Genomic DNA, 19010 nt, shown 5'->3' on the forward strand with positions numbered 1-19010 from the left:
GGCGTGGATCTGTTCAGTCGCCAACCCGTCGCGCAGCCCCTGGCTGCGCGTTTGCGTGCTACCAGCCTGGACGAGTACGTCGGCCAGGAGCATGTGCTGGCGCCGGGCAAACCGCTGCGTGAGGCGCTGGAGCAGGGCGCCTTGCACTCGATGATCTTCTGGGGGCCGCCCGGGGTGGGCAAGACGACCCTGGCGCGCCTGCTGGCCAAGGTCACCGATGCTCATTTCGAGACCATCTCGGCCGTGCTGTCCGGGGTCAAGGAGATTCGCCAGGCCGTCGAAGTGGCTCAGCAGCACGCGGCGCAGTATGGCCGGCGTACCATCCTCTTCGTCGATGAAGTGCACCGCTTCAACAAGAGCCAGCAGGACGCCTTTCTGCCCTACGTGGAAGACGGCACGCTGATCTTCATCGGTGCCACTACCGAGAATCCTTCGTTCGAGCTGAACAATGCGCTGCTCTCGCGGGCCCGCGTCTACGTGCTCAAGAGCCTCGATGAGGCGGCGATGCGCAAGCTGGTCAATCGCGCTCTGACCGACCCGAAAGGCCTGGGCGAACGCCATCTACGCCTGCCGGACGAGGCTTTTCAGATTCTGCTGGCTGCCGCCGATGGCGATGGCCGTCGTTTGCTCAACTTCCTCGAGAACGCTGCAGACCTGGCCGAGGACGGTGGCGAAATTGGGGTGGAGCTGCTGCAGAACCTGCTGGGCGACAGCCGCCGCCGTTTCGACAAGGGCGGCGAAGCTTTCTACGATCAGATTTCCGCCCTGCACAAATCGGTACGCGGCTCCAGCCCGGATGGCGCGTTGTACTGGTACGCACGCATGCTCGACGGCGGCTGCGACCCGCTGTACATCGCCCGCCGTGTGGTGCGCATGGCCAGCGAGGATATCGGCAACGCCGACCCGCGCGCCCTGACCCTGTGCCTGAATGCCTGGGACGTGCAGGAGCGCCTGGGCAGCCCGGAAGGCGAGCTGGCCGTGGCACAGGCCATCGTTTATCTGGCCTGTGCGCCGAAGAGCAACGCGGTGTACACAGCTTTCAAGGCAGCCATGCGTGATGCGGCCGAGCAGGGTTCGCAGGAGGTGCCGCTGCACCTGCGCAACGCACCGACCAAGCTGATGAAGCAGCTCGGCTACGGTGACGAATATCGTTACGCGCACGATGAGCCGGATGCCTATGCGGCGGGCGAGGATTACTTCCCCGAGAGCTTGCAGCCGCGTCAGTACTACGACCCTGTGCCGCGCGGCTTGGAGCTGAAGATTCGCGACAAGCTGCTGCATTTGCGCAGCCTGGACGCTGCGAGCCCAAGGCGGAGGAGAGCACCATGATCCGCGTCGCGCTTGCCGTAGCTGCTGGGGGCGCGGTTGGCTCGGTGCTGCGGTTTCTGGCTTCCAGCTGGGTCGCGGGCAATTGGCCCAGGCACTTTTATCTGGGCACCTTTGCCGTCAACCTCGTTGGCTGCCTGTTGATCGGCTTGCTTTCGGGGCTGTTCCTCACGCGTACCGATCTTCCACAGGAGCTGCGCACGGGGTTGATTACCGGCGTTTTGGGCGGTTTCACCACTTTTTCATCCTTCAGCCTGGAAATCATGAAACTGATCGAGGGTGGTCGCGCAGTCGAGGCGCTCGGCTACCTGGCGTTCAGCATCATCGGCGGTCTGCTGGCGGCCTGGGCAGGTTTGAGCCTGGCTCGTTTGGCTGCCTGACCTGGCAGCAGGCTGTTGAAAAGAGCGCAGGTGGTTTTTCAACAGCCTGCTAAGGCTTTACACTCGGCAACCCGCGTCACGCTGGTGGCCGCAACCTTTTTTCGCCGATGTATTGAGACCCGAACATGCTCGATTCCAAACTCGTCCGCACGCAACTCACCGAAATCGCCGAGCGCCTCGCCACCCGTGGCTTCGTCCTCGACGTCGCCCGCTTCGAGGCCCTGGAGAGTCAGCGCAAGTCGGTGCAGGTACGCACCGAACAGCTGCAGGCCGAGCGTAACAGCCGTTCCAAGTCCATTGGCCAGGCCAAGGCGCGCGGCGAGGATATTGCGCCGCTGCTGGCGGAGGTCGATCAGTTGGGCAGCGACCTGGAGGCCGGCAAGCGCGAGCTGGACGCCATCCAGAACGAGCTGGACAACCTGCTGCTGAACATTCCCAACCTGCCGCACGAGTCTGTGCCGGTTGGCGCGGATGAGGACGGCAACGTCGAGGTCGCGCGCTGGGGTACGCCGCGCAGCTTCGATTTCGAGATCAAGGATCATGTGGCCCTGGGCGAGCAGCACGGCTGGCTGGACTTCGAGACCGCTGCCAAGCTGTCCGGCGCGCGTTTCGCCCTGCTGCGCGGCCCCATCGCGCGCCTGCATCGCGCCCTGGCGCAGTTCATGATCAACCTGCACACCGGCGAACATGGCTACGAAGAGGCCTACACCCCGTACCTGGTGCAGGCTCCGGCGCTGCAGGGCACAGGTCAGCTGCCGAAATTCGAGGAAGACCTGTTCAAAATCCGTCGCGAAGACCAGGCCGACCTGTACCTGATCCCGACTGCCGAGGTGTCGCTGACCAATATCGTCGCCGGCGAAATTCTCGATGCCAAACAGCTGCCACTGAAGTTCGTCGCCCATACCCCATGTTTCCGCAGTGAGGCGGGCGCCTCCGGCCGAGACACCCGTGGGATGATCCGTCAGCACCAGTTCGACAAGGTCGAGATGGTGCAGATCGTCGAGCCGTCCAAGTCCTTCGAGGCTCTGGAAAGCATGACCGCAAACGCTGAGCGCGTGCTGCAACTGCTGGATCTGCCGTACCGCAAGCTGGCGCTGTGCACCGGCGACATGGGCTTCTCCGCGGTGAAGACCTACGACCTGGAAGTCTGGGTGCCGAGCCAGGACAAGTACCGCGAGATTTCTTCCTGCTCCAACTGCGGCGACTTCCAGGCGCGTCGCATGCAGGCGCGCTACCGCAATCCGGAAACCGGCAAGCCGGAGCTGGTGCACACCCTCAATGGCTCCGGCCTGGCAGTTGGTCGCACCCTGGTGGCGGTACTGGAGAATTATCAGCAGGCTGACGGCAGTATTCGTGTGCCCGAGGTTCTGAAACCCTATATGGGCGGCATTGAAGTAATCGGCTGAGCCGCTACTAAAACGGGGTGGTGCGGCTGCCCCGTTTACAAGCGGCGCGCCTGGCGATGGACGTAGGGTGCGCATGGCGCACCCTACGTGCCCGTCGTTCGCCTTCCCACCTCATTCGAGGCTGACTTTATGCAATTTCTTCCGCTGTTCCACAAGCTGCAGGGTCGCCCGGTGCTGGTCGTCGGCGGCGGCGAGGTGGCGCTGCGTAAAGCGCGCCTGCTGGCCGAAGCGGGCGCATGCCTGCGGGTTGTGGCGCCCGATGTCCGTCGCGAGCTGCAGGCCATGGCCGGCGAGCAGGGTGTTTTCCTGCGCGGTTACCAGAGCGATGATCTGCAGGGCGTTGGCCTGGTGATTGCCGCGACCGACGACGAGCCGCTCAATGCGCGAATCTCTGCCGAGGCCCAGGCGTTGGGTATCCCCGTCAACGTGGTGGATGCGCCGGCTCTGTGCAGCGTGATCTTCCCAGCCATCGTCGACCGCTCGCCGCTGATCGTCGCGGTCAGCAGCGGTGGTGACGCACCGGTACTGGCGCGCTTGATCCGCGCCAAGATCGAAACCTGGATTCCGGCCACCTATGGCCAGTTGGCCAACCTGGGCAAGCGCTTTCGTGAGCGGGTCAAGCAGCTGTTCCCCGACGTACAGCAGCGCCGTGTATTCTGGGAAGATGTGTTCCAGGGACAGATCGCCGAGAGTGTTTTTGCCGGCAAACTGGAAGAGGGCGAGCGTCTGCTGGAGGCGCGTCTGGCCGGTGCTGCGCCACGTGCGCTGGGTGAGGTGTATCTGGTCGGCGCCGGCCCCGGCGACCCCGATCTGCTGACTTTTCGGGCGCTGCGCCTGATGCAGCAGGCCGACGTGGTGCTGTACGACCGTCTGGTGGCGCCGGCGATCATCGATTTGTGCCGCCGTGATGCGGAGCGTATCTACGTCGGCAAGCGCCGCGCCGATCATGCCGTACCGCAGGAGCAGATCAATCAGCTATTGATCGACCTGGCGAAGCAGGGCAAGCGGGTGCTGCGCCTGAAGGGTGGCGATCCGTTCATCTTCGGCCGGGGCGGTGAGGAGATCGAGCAACTGGCTGCCAAAGGCGTTCCGTTTCAGGTGGTGCCGGGTATTACCGCAGCTTCAGGATGCGCAGCCTATGCCGGGATTCCGCTGACTCATCGCGATCATGCGCAGTCCGTACGTTTCGTTACCGGCCACCTCAAGGATGGCAGCAGCAATCTGCCCTGGCAGGATCTGGTATCGCCGGGACAAACCCTGGTGTTCTACATGGGGCTGGTTGGCCTGCCCGGCATCTGCGCGCAATTGATCGCACACGGCCGTTCAGGCGCCACGCCAGCGGCTTTGGTGCAGCAAGGCACGACGCAGAATCAACGCGTGTTTACCGGCACTCTGGCGACCCTGCCGGAGTTGGTAGCAGCGCATGAAGTACATGCGCCAACCCTGGTGATCGTCGGGGAAGTGGTCACTCTGCGTGACAAGCTCGCTTGGTTCGAAGGCGCTCAGAACAGCATCTGAAACCCCGCGACTGAAGCCTCGTTGTCGAGGCTTCAAGTCACCAGCCATCGCGTTTCTAACGCTGGAACACACCTTTGCCCGGCAGGCGTTGGCGGTCATGTGCGCGCATGAAGTCCTGCCGCGGCCCTTGGGGTATCACGCCCGTAGGGTTGATGCTGGCGTGGCTGGCGTAGTAGTGCGACTTGATGTGGGTGAAGTCCACCGTCTCGGCGATGCCTGGCCACTGGTAGAGCTCGCGTAGCCAGTTGGACAGGTTCGGGTAGTCCTCGATGTGTCGCAGGTTGCACTTGAAGTGCCCGTGATAGACGGCATCGAAGCGAATCAGTGTGGTGAACAGGCGAATATCGGCTTCGGTCAGGTACTCACCGGCCAGATAGCGTGTGTCAGCCAGCAATGCCTCCAGTTCGTCGAGCATGACGAACAATTCGTCGAAGGCTTCTTCGTAAGCGTCCTGGGTGGTAGCAAAGCCCGCGCGGTAGACGCCGTTGTTCACCGCCGGGTAGATGCGCTCATTGAGTGAGTCGATGCGTTCGCGCAGGGCTTCGGGATACAGGTCCAGAGCGTTGCCAGTCAGGCCATCGAAGGCGCTGTTGAGCATGCGGATGATTTCCGCCGATTCATTGCTAACGATGCCGCCCGTTTGTTTGTCCCACAATACAGGCACGGTTACACGCCCGGTGTAATGCTGGTCATCGGCGGTGTAGCGCTGGTGCATGTAGCTCAGGTTATCGAGGTGATCGCCGCTGGAGCCTGTGATGCGGTCGAAGGTCCAGCCTTGCTCGCGCATCAGCCAACTGACCACCGAGACGTCGATCAGCGATTCCAGGCCTTTGAGCTTGCGCAGGATCAGGGTGCGGTGAGCCCAGGGGCAGGCCAGTGAAACATACAGGTGATAGCGCCCGGCCTCCGCCTTGAAACCGCTGCTGCCACTCGGGCCGGCACTGCCATCGGCGGTCACCCAGTTGCGCCGTTGTGCGCTTTCGCGTTGGAAGCGGCCGCTGTCGCCGGTGTCATACCACTGATCATGCCAGCGGCCATCGATCAACAAGCCCATAACACGTGCCTCCGTCTTGAATGAACCTGGAGTCTAGCGTTGTGGGGTCGATGGAAAGGTGGAAAAAGCTGGCTTAACTGATCGATCAGTTGGATTGAAAGCGTGCATCCCAGCGTTGTCGAGCCTGTTGCATGGCCTCATCGCGGCTCAGGCCCAATCCACGTAGCGCGGTTGCCATGGTCGCGATCACGGCCAGGCGACCGTAGGCATCATCATGTTCACCGCGCCAGAACGCGACCAGCACGGCCGGGTCGAGCCGCTCGGGCTTGACGTGACGCTGTGCCGACAGCGCGGGCCATTCTTCGTCCCAATCCTCGCCATTGCGGGTGCCATACAGATGGCAGGCGACATCGGGGTTGACCTCGATCTCGCCACCTTCGCCCTTGATCACGATGGCATGATCGCCCAGTAGCCGGCTGGCTTCACGATGCACGGCCTGGTAGCCGGGGTGAAAAATGCTCTGCAGGCCGCAGTGGGCGTTCAGTGGGTTGATTACCCGTGCCAGGGAATGAATCGGCGAACGCAGACCAAGGGTGTTGCGCAGGTCGATCATGCGCTGTAGCGCCGGCATCCAGTTGCCCAGGTAGCTGTAGGCCAGGCCGTGCGTGTCGAGCGCTTCTTCCACGGCCTGCCAGTTATCGCAGCTGGCTATATCCAGCTGCTTTAGCAGTTGTTCGGTATACAGCCGCCCTGCGGTATGAGCGCCGCCACCGTGCATGAAAATGCGCGTGCCGCTGGCGGCCAGCGCCTTGGCCGCCAGCAGATACCAGGGCAGATGACGTTTCTTGCCGGCATAACTGGGCCAATCCAGGTCCACTGCAACGCTGGGCGTGGGCAGGCGCTGACGGATTGCCTCGGTGAAGCCGGCCAGTTCTTCGGCGCTTTCTTCCTTGTGCCGCAGCAGCATCAGAAAAGCGCCGAGCTGAGTGTCCTCCACCTTGCCGTCGAGCAGCAGGCCCATGGCCTCGCGGGCTTCCTCGCGGGTGAGACCACGTGCGCCGCGCTTGCCCTTGCCGAGAATACGCACGAACTGGGCGAAGGGATGTTCGGCGGGGGTGATCAGGTTCATAGGCAATTGGTCGGTTTTGGCAGGCCGGCAAGCTTGGCGGCGAGTTTGGCGGGCGTGCCCTTGAACAGGCGGTTTAGGTGCAGGCTGTTGCCTTTCTCCGGACCGAGCTTCAATGCCACGTACTTGATCAGTGGGCGGTTGGCCGGTGATAGCTGAAATTCGGCGTAGAAAGCGCGCAGCAGGTCGAGAATTTCCCAGTGTTCTTCACTCAGCTGCAAATCTTCAGCTGCGGCCAGCGCCTCGGCTACGGGGTGTGACCAATCCTGCAGGTCGAGCAGGTAGCCGTCCTTGTCCAGGGCAATTTCACGTCCGGCGACGTTGAGCGTGCTCATAGCCAGCTGTTGACCTTGGCGTAGCGGATGCATAGCTCGACGAACTCTGGATAGTCCACGACCTGTGCGCGCTCGGGCGCCTGCAGGCCGCGGGCGCTTAGGTCTTCGCCCAGTGCATAGAGCGCAACGCTGGCGGGCATCAGTTGCAGAGCCTGCAGGTTGGCTGTGCCGGGCTGTAGCGCGTAGACCGCATCGCCGCTGAGCAACAGACCATCAGCGGCACCCAACAGACGCAGGCAGCTAGCCAGGCGGCTATCGGCGAACGGCGAATGGGAAAGTATGTGCAGGGTGGCCATTAGAGGGTGATCACCTGGTCATAACGATCAAGGAGGGCGGTCAGCGCACTGTCGTCCAGTCGCTCTACCGCCAGATTCAGTTCGGCATCGCTCAGGCCGCGCTCGGCCAGGCTGCGTTGGCTGGCGTACAGATCTTCTACGCCGAACATTGGCAGCGCCTGTAGGTTCGCGCCAAGGTTTTTTTGCTGTAGTGCACCAGGTTGCTGCGCTTTGCTTAGCTGGAACACGCCATCGTCGAGAAACAGCATGCCGATGGGCAGGTCGAAGGCGCCGCCAGCCAGGGCGATATCCAGCGCCTCGCGGGCTCCAGGGCCGCTCCAGGGCGCCTGGCGGCTGATGATCAATAGCGACTTGCTCATTCAGTGGCCTCCGAAGCAGATCAGGCGGTCGGCCTGTTGCGCCGCTTCATGCAATTGGCCAAGGCCGGAAAGCTCCCACGGGGCCTGCAGATTGGCCGCAGGGCGCGCATAGCGCTGCGCTTCTTCGGCGTTGAGTACGCCGCGACGCAGTGCAGCAGCGATACACACCACCGCGTCCAGCCCGTTGGCAGTGACGAACTCGCGCCACTCGCCGGGCAGATCGAGCTCGTCCTGCGGGCTGACCACGTTGCTAGCGGCGCTATGCACGCCGTCCTGATAGAAGAACAGGCGAACGATCTCGTGGCCGTCCGCCAGCGCCGCCTGGGCAAAACGCAGTGCGCGTCGCGAGGCAGGCAGATGAGGAGCAGCGAACAGGGCAATGGCAAACTTCATGGCGTTTCCGGCGAGGCAAAACTGTGCCAATGATAAGGCCAGGGTGCCCGGCAAACAAAGGCAACTGATGGCCGCGCAAGAAAAAGCCCGCCGAAGCGGGCTTGAAGGGGGACGAAAGCTATCAGTCGTCGCCGCCCATGATGCCGAAGATCTGCAGCAGGCTGACGAACAGGTTGTAGATCGATACGTACAGGCTGATGGTGGCCATGATGTAGTTGCGTTCACCACCATGGATGATGGCGCTGGTCTGGAACAGGATGCAGGCCGAGGAGAACAGCACGAAGCCAGCGCTGATCGCCAGTTGCAGGCCGCTGATCTGGAAGAAGAAGCTGGCAACCACGGCGCCCAGCAGAACGAAGAAGCCTGCCGTGATGAAGCCGCTGAGGAAGCTCATGTCCTTGCGGGTGGTCAGCACGTAGGCAGACAGGCCGAAGAACACCAGCGCAGTCATGGTAAAGGCGGAGCTGATGACCTCAGCGCCGTTGGTCATGCCCAGGTAGCGGTTGAGGATCGGGCCAAGGGTGTAACCCATGAAGCCGGTCAGCGCGAGGGTAGAAAGCAGACCCCACGCAGAATTGCGCAGCTTGGCGGTGAGGAAGAACAGGCCGTAGAAACCGATCAGTACGACAAAGATGTTCGGATAAGGAACGTTGGCGCGCTGCGAGATGAACGCCACAAGGCCGCTGAAGGCCAGGGTGATGGCCAGTAGGCCATAGGTATTACGCAGAACGCTGCTGACTTCCTGTTGCTCAACCTGAGAATGGTTGAGTGCATAATCTCGCTCTTGCATGGCGACGCTCCTGTTGTAAGAGGCTTTCAAATTCGAATGTATCGGATCATAGCAGAGCGGGATTGCCTGCCAAGACTTAGAGTTTGACAGTGTGTTTCGTTCCGGTAAGATTGCCGCCCGCACTGCTGCGGAGGTTTGAGCGTTAGCCTCCGCACTCAAGAATCTGGAAGCGTGGCCGAGTGGTTTAAGGCAACGGTCTTGAAAACCGTCGATGGGCAACTATCCGTGAGTTCTTATACTAGGATGCATTCAGTTGCATCTTATGACTGGTTCTCAAGTAGCAACGTAGTAAAAATGGGAAATTGGCAGAGTGGTTTAATGCTCCGGTCTTGAAAACCGGCGGACGCTAACGCGTCCCGGGGGTTCGAATCCCCCGTTTCCCGCCATACACCTGAAAAAACAAGGGCTTAGATGAAAATCTAGGCCCTTTTTTTTGGCTTTTTCGTATCAGGGGTGCGATCAAGAGCTTAAGGGCTTGGAGTCTAACAACATGCAACAGAAAAGTTGCATTCTGTTGCATTAAGTTGCATGTTGTTGTACAAGACTCACCCCTTGTTGCATCTTGTCATGACGGGAAGAAGAATTTTGAGCCGCTTGAAAGCACACCCTGGCCACCTTGACATCAAAGAAACCACACGTAACGGCAAGGCGACCTTTCGCCTGCTAGCCGATGACGAAATGATGTGCGAGTTTTTTGATGAGTGGGCGTACCAGCTGGCCATCAGCAAAAAATTCAGAACGGTCAAGGCCTATTGCTACGCGGTCAGCCGTTTTCTCAATTACATCTACGAAGTGATTGCGCAGCAGGGGTTCCTGACACCGATCCTACTCAGAGATGCCTTGGACTCCTACGAGAGCTACTTGGCATATGGCGCTGACAGTGAGGCTCCACTGGCTGCGTCGACGGCCAAAGCTCTTGGGACAGGTGGTATTGGCGCTAGCTCCATAGACCTGCATTTCGTCGCGATTAATAACTTCATTGATGCTAGCGAAAGGTTGCGGATCGGTCTCCAGCAGTTAGAGCAAGCTGGATATCTGTCTGACTCTAGTTTTTCAGTCTTACCGCTTTCGATGGAAAGATATCAAAAGGCCCCACTCAAAATAAAACAGGCTATAAAGTCAAAAAGCTGGCTTGCTGGCTGTATTGCGGGCGGGCTCAAGTCTATTAAGGTAAAGGGGCTGGTCGCTAAGGCTAAAAATTCTGTTATTGCATACACCGATTGCAATGGTGGTGACGACCTTGTTTTCCCAATAGACAAATGCAAAGCGCTCATAGATAGCGCGAAATGTTTACGAGATAAAGTCTTGTGGAGCTTTATCGCGGCTTCAGGTTGCAGGATATCTGAAGCCCTGACATTGCTGGTTGATGATATTAACCCCAGTGAAGGCAAGGTTAGAATTGTTGACCCTAACACTAGAAAAGACATTCTCGCAAAGTATATGTCTACAAGTGAGATTGAAAAGCTTGATCACAAGGGGCGGATTACAGAAGATACATTCTTGATAGAGCCATTTGCATCTATGTTTTGGATCAATCTAGATTTATATATTCAGGAGGAACGGGAAAAAGAGTCTCTCCGCCTCAGGCCCAAAAGGCATCGTTTTTTGTTCCGCAATCTGAAAAACGGTGATGCCATGCCCTCGTCCTATCAAGCGACTTGGGAACGATTCAATAAGGCGACAAAAGAGCTTGGGCTGAATAGCTATGGCTTTCATTCTTTACGGCATATGTATGGCTATTACTTAGTGAATTTCTGCCCGAATCCGTCTAGTCCGAATAAATTCGGGCTAGACCTTAAAATGGTTCAGAAATTCATGGGGCATAAAACTATTGAAGCAACGCAGCGTTATGCCAGAAAAGATGCCAAGCTGCTGGAGTTTACACTCTCCTCAATCAATATGCTCAGATTGAGGGACGATTCATTTAGCGTTGCTAATTCGCAAATAAAATACCTCGAAAACCAGTTGGGTAATATGAAGAAGTCTATTGGTTTGGAGGTTGGCTATGATTAATCTCGATAAAAACGCTGCCGTATGGTTTGTCGATGATAGCCAGGTTGGAGTTGAGTTTAACAGGTCAGTGACTAATGTTAGGAAGTTATTTTTCAGTCTGCCAGAGTCAAATGTTCTTGCGGGTAGAACTTCATCACCCAATAAGCTGCGCAAATTTTTTGAATTGGGGATTGATCTAAAAGGGTTCACAAGAAAACAAGTCGAACAACTGATCACGTACGGCTTCAAGAAAACGTCTGTCAAATTGTCTGATGTCGATGCTCGCTTTTCACAGTTGAAACCTACACACCTTCAAACCCTCTCTAATTTCTTCAGGTTTGCGTTCATTGATCTTTGGGCCAGGAAAAAATTCCTTGCGCCACTCTCATTGATGGGTGTGCTGCACCAAAATGAATTATATGACGCACTTAGCCTTGACTCCGGGGTAGAGACGCTAATACTGCTTCGCTCGATGAGCCCCCAGTCTGCTTTGCCCAGCAGTAATCCTCTGAAGGACGACGGTAGTGGTCGGTTAGGTTTTTGGCTGCGATTGTTGCTGAGCACAACATTTTATTCTGTTGAAGATATGAATGAGGCTGATATCAAGGTTTTATTCGGGGCTGCCAATGGTGTAGGTGATCTACCACTCAGGCGTCATTATGTTAACGATTTCTTGGTGACTCTCTCTAGAAACACACCTTCGATTGCAGATGTGGTCGAGAAAATTATTTCAGACTACAAAATTGCAAAAAAAGAAGAAAGAGAGCAGGCTTCTACAAAGAAGGCAAGGCATGCGCGGATGCATGAGCCTCAGGAACGCAAAAAAAGAAATAACCAATCATTGCTGATTAATCAATCAATGGCTGTCGCCGTTGAATATTCTTCTGGTGAATCTGCATTATCCTTAACTGATTTTATCAAAAATCATTTAAAGCCAAGTCGGATTAAATTCATTTTCAATCGTGAAGATGGAATCGATAACTCGCCAATTTATTCGCGCCTACCAAAAAAGGTGGACGATTTTTCTGACTTATTAAACGAGTTATTCAGGTCGTTTTTGAAGTCAAAGAACTATCAGAAAGATTCTCAGCCGATATTTCTCCTGAATCTCGTTATGAGTTATGCTGCTGTCTATCTTCCTAGCTTTTACTTTCGGCGAGATCAATCGCTGGATGACTATCCGACGTCCATGAATGATTTCCAATGCTCCTTATTTATTACTCGTGAAGCGACGATCTCTGATCGCGTACTAAAGGCAAGTAAAGAAATGCCGATGACATTTCTTAACTATCTTGATCTGTGCGCAAAACAATATGAATGGACACAGGATACACATTATAGCCGCGTCCTAATGCTGGAGCAGTGGTGCCAATATGTAGAAGATCATAATTCGATCATACCTAAATGTGATAAATTCAAAAGCACGTTTTCGCCTGCATGTTATCCAAAAATTCAGAAGCGGTATGGCACAGTTAAGAAGCCAATTCCCAGATCTTATTTCTCAACTTTTATTAGCATGCTGTATTCGCTTGAATACTTGGTAATGCATATAAATGACATGTTGGTGCAGGATGTCGTCAACGACGCAGGAAAAGCTGGATATCTGGGTAATTTCGGGATTCTTAATGGCGCTCTGTACAAGCCTACGTTAGGTGAGCTTCGAGAGAATATTGCCTGGAAAGGGATTTGGGGCAAAGAAGGGCAAAGTTATAGTTTAGTGGATCTAGATGCTCTTAACTACTGCCCTATTTTTTTTCATGAGGGAAAAGTTCAGAGGTTTGAGTTCCTGCCTAGATTTTACTCTTTTTCGAGTTATCAAATTGACGGGAGCTGGCAAGAGCGGATTGTTCCAAATCACATACGGGTCACGCAATTGATGTGTGAAACGGGGCTGCGTCAAGCGCACCTTATTTGGCTTAATAAAGACAAGTATGACTGTGTTCTTGATCGCTACAATCAGAGCCAGCTCGCGCCGCTGTTTGTCAGCAGTGATAAATCCCACGGAGCCTGGACGGCAATTGTGTCTCGTCGTGTTTACGAGGTTCTGGATAGGCAGAGAACTTGGTACGATCAATGTAGCGATCCAAGTTATCAGGAAGATTTGTGGTACGGGTTGAAAGAAGGAGCGCGATTCGGCAGATACAAGCCGTTGTTCCGATTGCCCAAATCAAATCAGACCCTATGGTACAATTTCCATATTTTCCCAACGCTGCTGCTCATTCTGCAATATTTCATTAAGGTTCAACTTGGAGATAAAGACGGTGCAGATCTTGTTTATCTAAAAGAAGGGAAAAACAAGCTGCCTTTTGATGATTACTCTTCAAAGTTTCTCAGTGGTATTGGTAAATCCTCTGTGAGGAGTGATCATACTCCACATGGACTTCGTGCGGGCTTCGTATCTGAAGCGATGAACTGGCTTCCAGCGTCAATCATTGGCTCAATGATGACCGGTCAAACAGAGTCGTTGGTGTGGTACTACACAGTTTCTGATACAGACAGTATGCCTAGCCATCAGCAGTTGCTTGAAAATTATCTAATCAAGAATATGGACAAGCTTAATGACGGTCATGCACCGGAGTTGGCTGAGGCGGTTCTCCGTGTGAACGCCAAGCTCATGAGCGACATTACGGCTGATCCCGAGGCAGCGATTCATACTCACGGTCTCATGAGCTTGACCGGGGTTAAAGAAGACAAAGATGGACTAGGAGTGCTCCGTGGTAAGCATTTCACTGAGCTTGCGTACAATCCGTGTCACATCTGTCCATTCAACAATAACTGTCCTCAGGAAGTGGTTCGGGCGCTTGGTGGTGAGAGGATCTGCTCACTGTGTGTATATGCGATACGTGGTATTGTCCATCTTCCTGCAATTTGTGCTGAGAAGGATAAGTGCAAGGAAATGATGGCTGGTATTTTAAAGAAACTGAATGAATATCGCCTTCGAAAGCCGTCTGCTCAGGATAAACAGGTTATGGATAACCTTGAAAGTGAGCATGATCGCTATACTCGTGAGGTCTATGCTTACGAAGCCATCGAGCAGCAGCTTTACATGATGTCTAGGAATGGGCAGGGAGAAGGCTTTTTCTTGCAGGAGAAGGAGCAGTTACTCTCGCATTTTGAACGCGTGGAATTAACGTCTGCTGAGCATTTGATAAAACGCTTGGTTGATGTGCAAAATTTTCCTGACACCTCCAGTCCAGAGTTGGACTCTCAGTTTGCCTATATGCGCGCGGTGATGCTCATGAAGGAGGGAAATATGCTGGAAGGTTTCAAGCCAACCCCCAAAACTCCAGGTATGGCGCTCGCTACTCAGATTGCCAGCATGATTTCTACCGGCTCGCTAGACGCTATGGATGTTTTCCGGATCGCTAGTGATCCCGTTAAGGCGTTAGTCATCGAAGAACCCGAAGTTAAACCCAGTCTAATTTTTAATTCCCCTGGGGATGTGTAATTGAAACGGTCTCAAACTTTTGATGAGTATAGACGTAAGCATGAAGCCGAAAGACTTAAGCTCATAACTGACGCTATAAAAATTCTGTCAAATGCAAAATTTTCTAACGTAACTAGCTTTGCTAAGGATGTGGCAAAATTGGTTACGGAGTTTGAGTCAAATCGGAAAACTTCCTCGCAGGATGGTGTGGTGGTCGTGCCTCAAAAGCCCATGAGCCACGTGACTCTTTTGCGAAATAAAACTTATAGAGATCTGCTTGAAAGATTTTTGAAGATTAAGCAGGAAAATCCGGACACTACAAATTTAAGCATTTCGGATAGTGAGGCTCTTAATTTTGAGATCGCAAGCCTGCGCAAGAAAAACCAGTGGCTTGAGCAGAAGATACTCGCCATCGACTCTGGGGTTTCTTTTGAAGGTTCTGGAGGAAGTGAGGTACTACAAGCCACAATTGAGCGTCTTCAAAGCGATCTAGCGCTGGTAATCAGCATCTATGAAGGTATGTGCGGTCAGATACCGGGAGCGTTCAAGCTGGTTCCTGAAGGGAAAACGACTCAAAATTTTGCCACTCCAGGGTTCCATGGGCCTAGGGGGCTGATTGCGCCTATGGAAGATATGCATGAGCTTGATCGCATCTTTGAGGACGTAGCTAAGTGGCGTAAAAGGGCGAAAAGGTTGCCAGACCAATGAGTGAAACGACCTCTTGGCCAACCTCCCTGAGCCTTTAACGCGTCCCAATGACTCGCAAAGACTGGCGGGTCGTCTTAAGTAAATGCTTCAGAGGTCATGGTTGTCAGTCTCCTGTGGCATTTCGGCTGGCCGTTCCACAAAGCATCACAACCGGCGCCTTCTGGTGGATCTGACTACCAAGCAGGCTCGCTTGGAATGGAGTCCAGGCCTGTAAGCAGGCTGTGAAGGCGACACAGGGTAAGCTCGAGAAAGAGGCTCAGCAAGAGTTGTGTAGCCGCGGGCCTAAGGCAATACGTAAGGCCGCGAAGGACATGAGAGAGGAGGGCAGAGCGAAACCTGCGTTGTCCAATAAGTCACTTCCGCCCCCAGAAAAAAGCAGTCACCTGCCACCGCCGGTGCCGCTTGACGATGATGAAGATGCTGATTCAGCACACGAAGCGCCGGCTAACCAAATAGCCGCGATCGAGCAAGAGTCGGACATTTTCTATACCTCGGAGAGAAAGCCAGCGGCTCAGCTACTGTTCGAAATGGCTGATGCAGGAATGCAGTTTGGTCGAGAAGCTGAGGGCGTTGCCGACGACATCATGAATGAGGTTGAGGAAGGCCTCGATCTTCAGTTCCTTGCGTTTGTTGTGGACGTAGCAAAGAGGCTGGAGAATCGGGTGGTGGCCGTAGTCATGTTGCCAGAAGGACTGGTTTTCCAGATGCGAGTCTTTGATAGCGGTCATGCCTTTCATTCTCTTTGTTGGTGGCTATGCCAAGTTGCGGAGCAACAGTGCTGGAGGGTTGCTGGTAATCAGGGCTTGCTGCAGGGGCCTGCAACAAGCCTTAGGTCGCGGGTTAGCGCCCGAGCATCAGCTTAATCAGCCGGTCGAAGAGCGCTCCGTAGGGGGGATACAGGAGCGGAAATGCCGGGCGCGAAAACTGCTTGAAGATCGGGCGCAGCTTGGAGAACTCAAGGAAGCCTTCGTAGCCGTGGTAGTGGCCCATGCCACTGGCACCGACACCGCCAAACGGCAGGTCATGCTGGGCGGCATGCAGCCCGCAGTCGTTGATCCCGACACCGCCGGACTGCGTCAGGGCTACTACCCGTTTCTGTAGCTGGCGTTGATTGGTGAACAGGTAGAGGGCCAACGGCTGATCCCGGTTCTTGATGTAGTCCAGCGCCTCATCCAGGTTGCGATAGGTCTTGATCGGCAGAATCGGGCCGAAGATCTCTTCATGCATGACGCGCATGTCATCGGTAGCTCCTAGCACCAGGACCGGGGCGATCTTGCGGACGGCTTCGTTACCGATGCTGCCGGGCAGCAGATTGATGATTTGAGCGCCCTTGCTTTCGGCGTCGTCGAGATACTCCATCAGCCGCCCATAAGCGCTCTGATCGATGATCGAGGTGTAGTCTTGGGTCAGCAGCGACGGGTAGCGCTGGGGGGTGATGGCGCGGCAGTGCTCTACGAATGCCTCCAGCTGGCTCTCATGGACGAACAGATAGTCCGGTGCCACGCAGGTCTGTCCTGCGTTGACCGTCTTCATCTGCAGAATCCGCGCGGCCGCCGTCTTTAGGTCAAAGTCCTCGGCGACTATCACCGGGGATTTTCCGCCCAGCTCAAGCGTTACTGGTGTCAGATTGTCGGCCGCGGCCCGCATGACCCAGCGCCCGGTTTCGGCCGACCCTGTAAAGATCAGGTGATCGAAGGGAATGCTTGAGAAGACCGAGCCACTGATACCAGGCACGATGGCCAGGGTGTGCTCGTCGAAATTCTGCGCCACCAGGCGCTGTAGCAGTGCACAGAGATGACGAGAGTTCGCGGCCATTTTCACCATGCAGCGATTGCCCGCTGCCAGTGCGCTTGTTACCGGCCCCATCACCAGAAACAGTGGGTAGTTCCAGGGGGCTACGACCCCCACGACGCCCTTGGGCTGGGGAATCACCGAGTTACGGGCACCGAAGAACCAAATAGAGCCGTTGCGGCGTTGCGGCTTCATCCACTTGGACAAGCGCTTGTGGCAGTCGCGGATGCCATCGACCGTCAGGAACAGTTCGAGCAACTTGGTTTCTTGGTGGGCGCGGTTGCCGAAGTCCTGGCTGATGGCTGCACAGATGGCGTCCTGGTTCTCCAGCAGCATCATTTCCAGACGCTTGAGATTCTTGCGGCGAATCTCCAGGCTGGGGATGGGATGTTCGCGATGCGCGGCCCGTTGCAAGGTGAATATACGCACAGCCTCTGCTTCGCTAGTTAAGGCATGGCCAATCTGGGCTGCGGTGTTCATTGCGATGTGTCTCCTGACGCTGGGCAGATGCAGTTGCCCCTGAAGCGCCGCCTCGCGTGCGCTCAGAGATGCAGTGGTGATGTCGGGAGGGTATCGGTGCGGCTGGCGTTGGAATTGTCCGGCAGTGCCAGTCTTTTCAGCAGATCGTGCCAATACGTTCGCGTTGGATCGGCACGGGACGAGGAGAGGGGAGGGACGGCCGTTCCGACACGCCCCAGAAGGATTGGGGGAGGCTTAGGCGGCTGTTTGGCGCTCGGCTTCGAGCACTTCGCTGGCGGCTCGGATGCCGGACTGCATGGCGCCCTCGAAGTAGCCCATCCACTCCGTGGCGGTCTCAGTCCCTGCCCAGTGAATGCGGCCATGCGGTTCGCGAATGGCCTCGCCGTAGGTCGTCATGACTCCCGGCGGCATGTGGGCCCCGTAGCCGCCCTCTGTCCAGGTCTCATGGATCCAGTCATGGTCGACGTACTCCAGTGGTTGGGCCGCGTCGGCGCCGAAATAGTGCACAAGATCGGCTATGACGTGCGCTCGGCGGGCATCTGGCCCGATCTCGCTGAGCTCAACGGCATGTGCGCCTTCAATCAGGCCGACGAGGATCCCGACCTCACCACTGGGTGGCGTTTGATCGAAGACCATGCTGAGTGCTCGGTCAGGGCTGACCACCGCGCCACTCAGGCCGCGAGAGCGCCAGAAGGCGGTGGGATACGCCGCATGAATCTTGATCACGCAGCCCATCGGCATGCGCCGGATCAGGCTGGCCCGTTTGGCCGGTAGCGCAGGTTCATAACTAATGCGGGAGGCCAGCGCCGGTGGCGCTGTCATGATGACCCGTCGTGCCCGGAACTCGCCTTGGCTGCAGAGCACGCGCACGCCCTGTGCGTCCTGCTCGATGGCGTGCACCGGGCAATCGAGTCGTATCTGTTCGGTGAGCAGGTCGGCCATGCGCTTGGGTACTTGCCAGGCGCCGTCGACGAACTTGTCCTGCTGAGCGCCGCCTTGCACCCCGATCATCTTCTCCAGCCCATGACCTTGGCGCAGCACCTCCAGGAAGAAGAGGTAGGACACTTCAGAGGGTTCGGCGCACAGAATGGCCTTGGCGATCAGTTGTATCAGGCCTCTGGCGGCCTTGGTGTGAACCTTCCTGTCGATCCAGGCTTCGAGCGACTCCCTGTCGAGTTCGGCGGCGTTTTCCGCCTGCCACGGCGCGCGGTGTCCGAGTTGTCGCAGGTCGTGCTGTAGAACCTGATCGGCGATGCCCAGGCTCAGCAACGCGGACCAGGGCAGCTTGGGCAGCTGCGAACCGTAGGACTGAATGCTGTCATCCAGGCTGACGAGGTTATTGCCTTCGGTGTACTGAGGGTAGATTTCGACACCAAGGCTTTGAGCCTGCTCACGGAAAAGATGGTGCTCAGCACCAAGCCATTGGCCGCCAAAGTCGACTGTCTGGCCGGCCACCGTACCGGGCATCGAGCGCCCACCCACACGGTCTCTGGCCTCAAGCACCAAGACGTGCTGGCCTGCTTTTTTCAGATCGAGTGCGGCTCTGAGGCCGGACACACCTGCTCCGACGACGATGACGTCCCACGATTGTTCAGTGCTGCTCATGCTGATCCCCTTACGGTGAGAGATTGGCTGGGGCTGGGTGGCTGAGCGTAGTCTCACCCATCAGTCATGGCGCGCAGGGTCTCA

At 56.3% G+C, this 19010-nt stretch carries 17 protein-coding genes and 1 tRNA gene; 8 read left to right on the forward strand and 10 right to left on the reverse strand.

The genetic code is table 11. The features are described from left to right. Positions 1-3: 3 nt before the first annotated feature. The 4 genes from N5J71_RS12085 to cysG all read left to right on the forward strand — a co-directional run bounded on the left by N5J71_RS12085 (position 4) and on the right by cysG (position 4630). Entirely contained in the window at positions 4-1329 is a 1326-nt protein-coding gene (locus N5J71_RS12085) for a replication-associated recombination protein A (protein ID WP_003460421.1), read from the forward strand. Next, entirely contained in the window at positions 1326-1706 is a 381-nt protein-coding gene (gene crcB, locus N5J71_RS12090) for a fluoride efflux transporter CrcB (RefSeq protein WP_003460420.1), read from the forward strand. The genes N5J71_RS12085 and crcB overlap by 4 nt, the downstream gene beginning before the upstream one ends. Before the next feature lie 125 nt (positions 1707-1831). Next, positions 1832-3112 (forward strand): serine--tRNA ligase, encoded by a 1281-nt coding sequence (serS, locus tag N5J71_RS12095; protein WP_279869932.1) that lies wholly within the window; start codon positions 1832-1834, stop codon positions 3110-3112. A 129-nt stretch (positions 3113-3241) separates the two neighbouring features. After that, a complete protein-coding gene (gene cysG / locus N5J71_RS12100) occupies positions 3242-4630 on the forward strand; it encodes a siroheme synthase CysG (protein WP_003460418.1) in 1389 nt (462 codons plus the stop codon). A 55-nt stretch (positions 4631-4685) separates the two neighbouring features. Here cysG and N5J71_RS12105 read toward each other — a convergent pair whose 3' ends face one another. The 7 genes from N5J71_RS12105 to N5J71_RS12135 form a co-directional block, all read right to left on the reverse strand. Beyond that, on the reverse strand, positions 4686-5684 hold the full coding sequence (locus N5J71_RS12105; RefSeq protein WP_003460417.1) for a glutathione S-transferase family protein: 999 nt from the start codon (positions 5682-5684) through the stop codon (positions 4686-4688). An 85-nt stretch (positions 5685-5769) separates the two neighbouring features. After that, positions 5770-6753: a glycosyl transferase family protein gene (locus N5J71_RS12110; RefSeq protein ID WP_003460415.1), complete on the reverse strand. Its 984-nt coding sequence runs from the start codon at positions 6751-6753 to the stop codon at positions 5770-5772. Beyond that, a complete protein-coding gene (locus N5J71_RS12115) occupies positions 6750-7085 on the reverse strand; it encodes a TusE/DsrC/DsvC family sulfur relay protein (RefSeq protein WP_003460414.1) in 336 nt (111 codons plus the stop codon). The genes N5J71_RS12110 and N5J71_RS12115 overlap by 4 nt, the downstream gene beginning before the upstream one ends. Then, the gene (tusB, locus tag N5J71_RS12120) at positions 7082-7381 is read right to left on the reverse strand and encodes a sulfurtransferase complex subunit TusB (RefSeq protein ID WP_003460413.1); all 300 of its coding nucleotides are present in this window, start codon (positions 7379-7381) and stop codon (positions 7082-7084) included. Before tusB ends, N5J71_RS12115 begins: the two co-directional genes overlap by 4 nt. Further along, on the reverse strand, positions 7381-7740 hold the full coding sequence (gene tusC / locus N5J71_RS12125; RefSeq protein ID WP_003460412.1) for a sulfurtransferase complex subunit TusC: 360 nt from the start codon (positions 7738-7740) through the stop codon (positions 7381-7383). Before tusC ends, tusB begins: the two co-directional genes overlap by 1 nt. Then, positions 7741-8133 (reverse strand): sulfurtransferase complex subunit TusD, encoded by a 393-nt coding sequence (gene tusD, locus N5J71_RS12130; protein WP_017677050.1) that lies wholly within the window; start codon positions 8131-8133, stop codon positions 7741-7743. 121 nt (positions 8134-8254) lie between these two features. Next, complete coding sequence (locus N5J71_RS12135) at positions 8255-8923, reverse strand: Bax inhibitor-1/YccA family protein (protein ID WP_003460410.1); 669 nt, start codon at positions 8921-8923, stop codon at positions 8255-8257. Positions 8924-9219: 296 nt separating this feature from the next. On the opposite strand from N5J71_RS12135, the gene N5J71_RS12140 reads away from it, so the two are divergent. The 4 genes from N5J71_RS12140 (at position 9220) to N5J71_RS12155 (ending at position 15050) form a co-directional block, all read left to right on the forward strand. Next, positions 9220-9309, forward strand: a tRNA-Ser gene (locus tag N5J71_RS12140). Between the two features lie 166 nt (positions 9310-9475). Next, entirely contained in the window at positions 9476-10936 is a 1461-nt protein-coding gene (locus tag N5J71_RS12145) for a tyrosine-type recombinase/integrase (RefSeq protein WP_279916923.1), read from the forward strand. Continuing rightward, on the forward strand, positions 10929-14363 hold the full coding sequence (locus tag N5J71_RS12150; RefSeq protein WP_279916924.1) for a hypothetical protein: 3435 nt from the start codon (positions 10929-10931) through the stop codon (positions 14361-14363). The genes N5J71_RS12145 and N5J71_RS12150 overlap by 8 nt, the downstream gene beginning before the upstream one ends. Next, on the forward strand, positions 14364-15050 hold the full coding sequence (locus N5J71_RS12155) for a hypothetical protein (RefSeq protein ID WP_279916925.1): 687 nt from the start codon (positions 14364-14366) through the stop codon (positions 15048-15050). Positions 15051-15565: 515 nt separating this feature from the next. Here the strand turns inward: N5J71_RS12155 and N5J71_RS12160 are convergent. The 3 genes from N5J71_RS12160 to N5J71_RS12170 all read right to left on the reverse strand — a co-directional run bounded on the left by N5J71_RS12160 (position 15566) and on the right by N5J71_RS12170 (position 18926). Further along, entirely contained in the window at positions 15566-15778 is a 213-nt protein-coding gene (locus tag N5J71_RS12160; RefSeq protein WP_279916926.1) for a hypothetical protein, read from the reverse strand. Positions 15779-15890: 112 nt separating this feature from the next. Then, complete coding sequence (locus tag N5J71_RS12165) at positions 15891-17321, reverse strand: coniferyl aldehyde dehydrogenase (RefSeq protein ID WP_023082865.1); 1431 nt, start codon at positions 17319-17321, stop codon at positions 15891-15893. A gap of 234 nt (positions 17322-17555) precedes the next feature. Then, on the reverse strand, positions 17556-18926 hold the full coding sequence (locus N5J71_RS12170) for a flavin monoamine oxidase family protein (protein WP_279916927.1): 1371 nt from the start codon (positions 18924-18926) through the stop codon (positions 17556-17558). Positions 18927-19010 lie beyond the last annotated feature (84 nt).

The sequence above is a fragment of the Ectopseudomonas oleovorans genome (assembly GCF_029845265.1).
GTDB lineage: Bacteria > Pseudomonadota > Gammaproteobacteria > Pseudomonadales > Pseudomonadaceae > Aquipseudomonas > Aquipseudomonas oleovorans.

Bases quoted from the DNA above. Each gene is read 5' to 3' on its own strand.
- crcB (WP_003460420.1), top strand. From the start codon at position 1,326: ATGATCCGCGTCGCGCTTGCCGTAGCTGCTGGGGGCGCGGTTGGCTCG.
- serS (WP_279869932.1), top strand. From the start codon at position 1,832: ATGCTCGATTCCAAACTCGTCCGCACGCAACTCACCGAAATCGCCGAG.
- cysG (WP_003460418.1), top strand. From the start codon at position 3,242: ATGCAATTTCTTCCGCTGTTCCACAAGCTGCAGGGTCGCCCGGTGCTG.
- N5J71_RS12105 (WP_003460417.1), bottom strand. From the start codon at position 5,684: ATGGGCTTGTTGATCGATGGCCGCTGGCATGATCAGTGGTATGACACC.
- N5J71_RS12110 (WP_003460415.1), bottom strand. From the start codon at position 6,753: ATGAACCTGATCACCCCCGCCGAACATCCCTTCGCCCAGTTCGTGCGT.
- N5J71_RS12115 (WP_003460414.1), bottom strand. From the start codon at position 7,085: ATGAGCACGCTCAACGTCGCCGGACGTGAAATTGCCCTGGACAAGGAC.
- tusB (WP_003460413.1), bottom strand. From the start codon at position 7,381: ATGGCCACCCTGCACATACTTTCCCATTCGCCGTTCGCCGATAGCCGC.
- tusC (WP_003460412.1), bottom strand. From the start codon at position 7,740: ATGAGCAAGTCGCTATTGATCATCAGCCGCCAGGCGCCCTGGAGCGGC.
- tusD (WP_017677050.1), bottom strand. From the start codon at position 8,133: ATGAAGTTTGCCATTGCCCTGTTCGCTGCTCCTCATCTGCCTGCCTCG.
- N5J71_RS12135 (WP_003460410.1), bottom strand. From the start codon at position 8,923: ATGCAAGAGCGAGATTATGCACTCAACCATTCTCAGGTTGAGCAACAG.
- N5J71_RS12150 (WP_279916924.1), top strand. From the start codon at position 10,929: ATGATTAATCTCGATAAAAACGCTGCCGTATGGTTTGTCGATGATAGC.
- N5J71_RS12160 (WP_279916926.1), bottom strand. From the start codon at position 15,778: ATGACCGCTATCAAAGACTCGCATCTGGAAAACCAGTCCTTCTGGCAA.
- N5J71_RS12165 (WP_023082865.1), bottom strand. From the start codon at position 17,321: ATGAACACCGCAGCCCAGATTGGCCATGCCTTAACTAGCGAAGCAGAG.
- N5J71_RS12170 (WP_279916927.1), bottom strand. From the start codon at position 18,926: ATGAGCAGCACTGAACAATCGTGGGACGTCATCGTCGTCGGAGCAGGT.